We start from the raw sequence: 6,541 nt of genomic DNA, 5'->3' as shown, positions 1-6,541 counted from the left end.
GCTACTGCACTTACTGACACTGCTCCTTCTACATCACTTGCTGTATATGTAATTGACGTACTTCCATCTTCTGCTACTGTTTTTGTAGTCTCTACTGTTAATGTTGGTGCTTCATTTATATCATTTGCTGTAATTACACTTGTTTTTGTTAGTGTTGCTCCATCATCTATTGTTGTTCCTCTTCCACCATTTTGAAGGTCTATTTCTTCTATTAAAGATCTAGATCTTCTACCTTCAGGTTGTTGTACTGCAGAAGACACTTCTTCTGGCTGTGTTGCAACATCATCAATAATATTTAATGTTTTTACCTTATTACCAGCTGCTGATTCTTCAATTAAAGATAAAAGTTGTTCAAAAAAACTTACTTCATCAAATTGACCACTTTCATTCATAAAGGCAATAGCTGTATCATCAAGTTTGTCCATAAGACCATTTACTATTTCACCACTATTTTGACTAATTAAATCAACAATATTTTTAATTAAAATATTGTGTCCATCAGGAAAAGTAATATCCAATGAACCATCATTAATTTCCATTTTTAAAGAAGTTGCTAATTCTGGTATAAAAACATAATCACCTTTATTTACATTGATTAAATCAGTTGTATTAATATCATATAACTTATTTTCACCATTTGGACTTTTGATTGTAATTTGATTTGCCATGCTACATCCTTTATTTTCTATATACTATAATTTTAATCTCATTATTTAGATTCATAACTTAAGTAAATCTTAATTTAATCAGTAAAGATAGTTTTTTTAGTAGGTTAATATGTTTTAAAACATATTATATAAGTGTTATTTTGTAGGAGTTGTTTTAGAAAAAATCACATACTTTTTATTTAAAGTTGTTTTAAATTCTAAAGACTTAGATTTAAGTTGTGAATAGCTTAATTCGAGCTTTTGAGTATCTTTCCATTTAGTATCTACAAAAATAATATTTTTAGAATCATAGGCAATAATATCAATTTGAACATCTTTATTATTCCACCAGCTTCCAATATTTGTTGGAATAAATCCTAAATATTTATATGGATCTTTTTTTACTAAATTTAAAATATAATTTTTGTAAACGTTTCTTTCAATTCTTTTTGTAAAATCATTTCTTATATGACTTATCACACCATATGTATCATTTTTTTGTAAAGCAGAATAATTAGGATAAATATAACAAAACCAAAATTTAATGAAATTATCTTCAATCTCATATCTACCAAATTTACTTTTTTTGATATCTTCATTTATAGGAACATATTTCTTTAAAATCATAATATCTATGAGCTTTTGTAAATATCTTGTCAAATATGTTGACTTTAGATTTAAAAAGCTAGCAATATCGCCAATTTTATTATTACCAACAGCTACGGCATAAAGAATCGAAGAATATGTAGAGATTTCATTTAAATCTTTTTTTAAAAAATCAATTCCTTCATTAAAAAAAAGACCTTCGTAGCTTAAAAAATTTTCTTTAACATTAAGTAAAAAATCTTTTTTACAATCATAAAGTTTCAGATATTCTGGATTTGTACCATATGCACTAAAAATATGTATAATATCTCCAGCTTGCACATCAGGGATAAGCTCTTTAATACTTGAATAAGGTAAATTTTCCAATTTAATTATATTGGATGATTTTTTGTATATATACTCATCATCTTTGTCACTAGATTTGATAGAAGATAAAATAACAACTTGTATATTTGAACTTGATAGCTCTTTACTCCAAGTTTTATAAAAAATATTTAAAGCATCTTTTTCTACTTTTAATAAATTTTGAAAATCATCTAAAACTAAAATTAGTTTTTCATCAAACTTAACTTTTGAAAGTACTTTTAAAAAGCTCTCAAAATTATCAATTTTCTCTATTTTTTTATTATAAAAGTTTTCAAAATTTTTATGTATTGTATGAAAAGTTATTGAATTAATCATCTCTAAAAAAGAGATATAAAAGCTATTTTTGCCTTTTATGTAGTTGTTTATAAAAGTAGTCTTACCTATCTTTCTTCTTCCAAAAACAAAATTAAATGATGAATTTGGTATAGAGAAATCTTTTTGTAGAATTTCAAGTTCATTTTCTCTATTTAAAAACATAGACTACCTTTTAAAATAATTATTTAATTCTATGAACTTATGACTTAATAAAGTCTTAGATTACCTTAATTTCTTAAATTTAAATTTATATAATTTATACAAACTTGATGGAATATCTTCATAAAAACCATCTTTTGTTATAACAACCACATCGGAAATATTTTTTGCATAATTTTCATCAAAACTTTTTTTTGTTTCATTTGCAGATGAAGAATAAAGAATATTAAATTTATTTATAAAATTATAAAATTTATTATCTCTTTTTATTACTCTAAAGGACTCACCATTTGGATATATAAAAGTAGAGTTTTTTGAATTTCTAACTCTTTTTTTATGATGATTTGGAACTCTAGTATATTTTTTTAAAGTTTTAAAGGAATCAGTAGTCCTAAGTATCTTTTGAGTTTTTGGTCTTGCTTTTATAACTGCTAGCTTTTCAAAATCATTTGATGAAAAGCCAACAGTTGTATCTGTTTGTACTAAATAAACAGAGTTAGGATTCATATTTAACTATTTAAAAACTCTTGGATAGATTTTGGTGATAATCCATCTTTCTTTTTAAGCTCTCTCATAGCTTCAAGACAAGCTAAAGCAGCTGCAGCTGTTGTAACATATGGAACGTTCATTTTTAAAACGCTTCTTCTAATAGCTTTACCATCTTCTTTTGAAGACTCTTTTCCATCACTTGTATTAAATGCAAGTGCAATTTCACCATTAGTTATAGAGTCAGTAATATTTGGTCTTCCTTCAGAGATTTTAAGAACTTTTTCACACTCAATTCCTGCATCAACAATTGCTTTATGAGTTCCACCAGTAGCAACTACTGTAAATCCTTCATCAATAAGTCCTTTTGCAATTTTAGGTGCAAATTCTTTATCTAAATCACATAATGAAATAAATACTTTCCCCTCTTTTGGTAAATCATTTTTTGCAGCACTTTGTGCTTTTGCATATGATTCACCAAAACTATCAGAGATACCCATAACTTCACCAGTTGATTTCATCTCTGGAGTTAAAATCATATCAGAACCACTAAGTTTATTAAATGGGAAAACTGCTTCTTTAATAGCAACATGATCTTTTAAAATAGGTTTTAATACTCCATTATCTTCCCATACAAGTTCACTGTTATATACATCAAGTGCATTTCTTAAACTCTCTCCCCACATAACTCTTGTAGCTACTTTAGCTAGTGGCATACCAGTTGCTTTAGATACAAAAGGAACTGTTCTTGAAGCTCTTGGATTTACTTCGATTAAATAAATTTGTCCTTTATGAATAGCATATTGAGTATTCATAAGTCCTACAACACCAAGACCAAGCGCCATTGATTTTGTTTTAGTTTCAAGTTCTTTGATTAAATCATTGCTAATAGATACAGGAGGTAAAGAACAAGCTGAATCCCCTGAGTGAACACCAGCTTCTTCAATATGTTGCATAATTCCACCAATATAAACTTCTTTACCATCACAGATACAATCAACATCAAGTTCGATTGCTCTATCTAAGAATTTATCAATAAGTACTGGTGCATCATTTGAAACAGAAACTGCCTCGTCCATATATTGCTTTAATTCATTTGTTGAATAAACAATTTTCATCCCTCTTCCACCAAGTACGAAAGAAGGTCGAACAAGTACAGGATAACCAATTCTTTCTGCAATTTCTATAGCCTCTTCAACCTCTACAGCTGTTCCATTTTCTGGTTGTAATAATCCAGCATCCTCAACAAATTTTGAGAATTTTTTTCTATCTTCTGCTAAATCAATAACTTCTGCAGTTGTTCCAATAATTTTAGCCCCAGCTTTTGTTAAAGCATTTGCAAGTTTTAAAGGAGTTTGTCCACCAAAGTGTACAATTACACCATCTGGATTCTCTTTTTCTACTACACTTCTAACGTGTTCAAAATCAATTGGTTCAAAGTATAAGATATCTGATGTATCATAATCAGTTGAAACTGTTTCAGGGTTACAGTTGTACATGATTGTTTTGATACCCATCTCAGCTAATGCAAAACTTGCATGAACACAACAATAATCGAACTCAATACCTTGTCCAATTCTATTTGGTCCACCACCAATAATCATAACTTTTTTCTCTTCAGATATTTTATTTACTTGTGGAATTTTATTTACATTAGTTGTTGAATATAAATAAGGAGTTAAAGCCTTAAATTCAGCAGAACAAGTATCAACTTCGTTATACTCAAAATCTACATTTAAAACTTTTCTAGCATTATAAACATCATCTTCTTTTTTACCAATAAGTTTTGCAATCATAGCATCAGAAAATCCATTTGATTTTGCAATTCTCATTGCAACTTCATCATTTAAAATAGATTCATTGATTGATTTTTCTATCTCAATAATTTGTCTAAATTTTGTTAAGAACCATGGATCTATATTTGATAATTCAAAAATCTCTTCATTTGTAAGACCCAATCTCATACCATCCATTAAGTATTGAAGTCTTTTATCGTTTGGTCTTCTAATCTCTTTTTTAATTAAATCTAAATCAGTAGAAATAGAGTCAAACCCAATAAGTCCAGTCTCTAATGAACAAAATGCTTTTTGAATAGACTCATTAAATGTTCTACCCATAGCCATAACTTCACCAACTGATTTCATAGAAGTAGTTAAAGTAGAGTCTGCTTTAGGGAACTTTTCAAAAGTAAATCTTGGAACTTTTGTAACAACATAATCAATAACTGGCTCAAATGATGCAGTTGTACCTGTAATGTCATTTTCAATTTCATCAAGTGTAAATCCAACAGCAAGTAAAGTTGCAACTTTTGCAATAGGATAACCAGTTGCTTTAGATGCAAGTGCAGAAGATCTAGAAACTCTTGGATTCATCTCAATAACAATCATTCTTCCTGTTTTAGGACAAATAGAGAATTGTACATTTGAACCACCTGTATCAACTCCAATCTCTCTTAAAATAGCAAATGAAGCATTTCTCATATCTTGGTACTCTTTATCAGTAAGAGTCAGTGCAGGAGCTACAGTGATACTATCTCCTGTATGTACACCCATTGGGTCTAAGTTTTCAATAGAACATACTATGATACAGTTATCTTTATTATCTCTGATAACCTCCATTTCGTACTCTTTCCATCCAAGCATAGATTCCATAATCTCAATTTCATTAATAGGAGATGCTTCAATCCCTGCTTCTGCAAGTTTTTTAAACTCTTCCATGTTATAAGCAACTCCACTTCCTCCACCAGCTAGGGTAAAAGATGCTCTTGAAATTACTGGGAAACCTATCTCACGTGCCACATTAATTGCTTCATCAACGCTATAGGCATTTGCACTTTTTGGTAAATCCATACCAATTTTAATCATTGCTTCATTAAATAGATGTCTATCTTCACCTTTTTTAATAGCATCTGGATGTGCTCCTAAAAACTTAACACCTTCTAACATACCTTTATCATACATAGATGTAGCGACATTAAGTGCAGTTTGCCCACCCATTGTTGGTAATATAGCATCAATATTTTCTTTTTCAATAATTTTAGCAATCATTTCTTCTGTGATTGGCTCAATATATGTTCTGTCAGCAAATTCAGGATCAGTCATAATAGTTGCTGGATTAGAGTTGATTAATACAACTCTATATCCTAATTCTTTTAATGTTTTAGTAGCTTGTGTTCCTGAATAGTCAAATTCGCAGGCTTGCCCAATAACAATTGGACCAGAACCGATTAATAATATAGATTTTATATCTTCTCTTTTTGGCATTTATAAGTTCCCCGTGTGTAGTAGTTAAAATTTGGAAATAATATCCAAAAAGTGCTTAAAATTGGGTTACATTATTGTTTTGTTGTTACTAATTTTATTGCAAGTGACAGAAATACAAAAGAAGCTAATTTATTCAATATCATTTGAGACTTTTCAGATTTGTTAAATAGTTGTGATAAAGTACCTGATAAAAGTGCAATCATACCAAAAACTAAAATTGTAGCAACAATAAAAAGTCCACCCAACATCAATATTTGTAAAGAGATTGAACCTAGATTTGGATTAGTAAATTGAGGTAAAAAAGCTAAAAAGAAAATAGAAACTTTTGGGTTAGTGATATTCATTATTATACCTCTATAATAAAGTTTTCTAAAATCAATCTTTTTACTATTTTTGGGGTCAATTTTTTCGCTACTAGCATGAAATATTTGCCAAGCAAGATAGAGTAAATATATAGCTCCAGCAACTTTTAAAAGAGTAAATGCCAAAGCAGAAGTTTGAAAAATAACAGCTACTCCAAAAGTTACTGCCAAGGTATGAAAAATAAGCCCAGTACAAAGACCTAGTACTATTATCAAACCAGATTTTTTCCCTTGAATAATTGATTGAGTTAATACAAAAATATTATCAGGACCTGGAACAAGTGCAAGTAAAAGTGAGGCAGAAAAAAAAGCCAGTAAAACTTCTATTGATAACATT

At 28.9% G+C, this 6,541-nt stretch carries 5 protein-coding genes; all 5 read right to left on the bottom strand.

Annotation, left to right across the window (positions count from 1 at the left end; genetic code table 11):
• Nucleotides 1–668, bottom strand: a 668-nt coding sequence (locus ACQY5W_RS10190) for a hypothetical protein (protein WP_428024861.1), incomplete at its 3' end; no start/stop codon positions are given.
• A 135-nt stretch (nucleotides 669–803) separates the two neighbouring features.
• A complete protein-coding gene (locus ACQY5W_RS10185; RefSeq protein ID WP_428024860.1) occupies nucleotides 804–2,096 on the bottom strand; it encodes an ATP-binding protein in 1,293 nt (430 codons plus the stop codon).
• Nucleotides 2,097–2,156: 60 nt separating this feature from the next.
• Nucleotides 2,157–2,600: a Sua5 YciO YrdC YwlC family protein gene (locus tag ACQY5W_RS10180; protein ID WP_428024859.1), complete on the bottom strand. Its 444-nt coding sequence runs from the start codon at nucleotides 2,598–2,600 to the stop codon at nucleotides 2,157–2,159.
• 2 nt (nucleotides 2,601–2,602) lie between these two features.
• The gene (gene carB, locus ACQY5W_RS10175; RefSeq protein ID WP_428024858.1) at nucleotides 2,603–5,842 is read right to left on the bottom strand and encodes a carbamoyl-phosphate synthase large subunit; all 3,240 of its coding nucleotides are present in this window, start codon (nucleotides 5,840–5,842) and stop codon (nucleotides 2,603–2,605) included.
• Between the two features lie 71 nt (nucleotides 5,843–5,913).
• A complete protein-coding gene (locus tag ACQY5W_RS10170; RefSeq protein WP_428024857.1) occupies nucleotides 5,914–6,540 on the bottom strand; it encodes a LysE family translocator in 627 nt (208 codons plus the stop codon).
• Nucleotide 6,541: the final 1 nt, after the last annotated feature.

The sequence above is a fragment of the Arcobacter sp. genome, assembly GCF_050300555.1.
Lineage (GTDB): Bacteria > Campylobacterota > Campylobacteria > Campylobacterales > Arcobacteraceae > Arcobacter.
The sequence above is the reverse complement of the archived record's forward strand: the minus strand, read 5'-3'. Positions and strand labels throughout refer to the sequence as shown.

What these genes read in the sequence shown, in the direction of transcription:
- ACQY5W_RS10185 (WP_428024860.1), bottom strand. Translation starts at nt 2,096, where the DNA reads ATGTTTTTAAATAGAGAAAATGAACTTGAAATTCTACAAAAAGATTTC.
- ACQY5W_RS10180 (WP_428024859.1), bottom strand. Translation starts at nt 2,600, where the DNA reads ATGAATCCTAACTCTGTTTATTTAGTACAAACAGATACAACTGTTGGC.
- carB (WP_428024858.1), bottom strand. Translation starts at nt 5,842, where the DNA reads ATGCCAAAAAGAGAAGATATAAAATCTATATTATTAATCGGTTCTGGT.
- ACQY5W_RS10170 (WP_428024857.1), bottom strand. Translation starts at nt 6,540, where the DNA reads ATGTTATCAATAGAAGTTTTACTGGCTTTTTTTTCTGCCTCACTTTTA.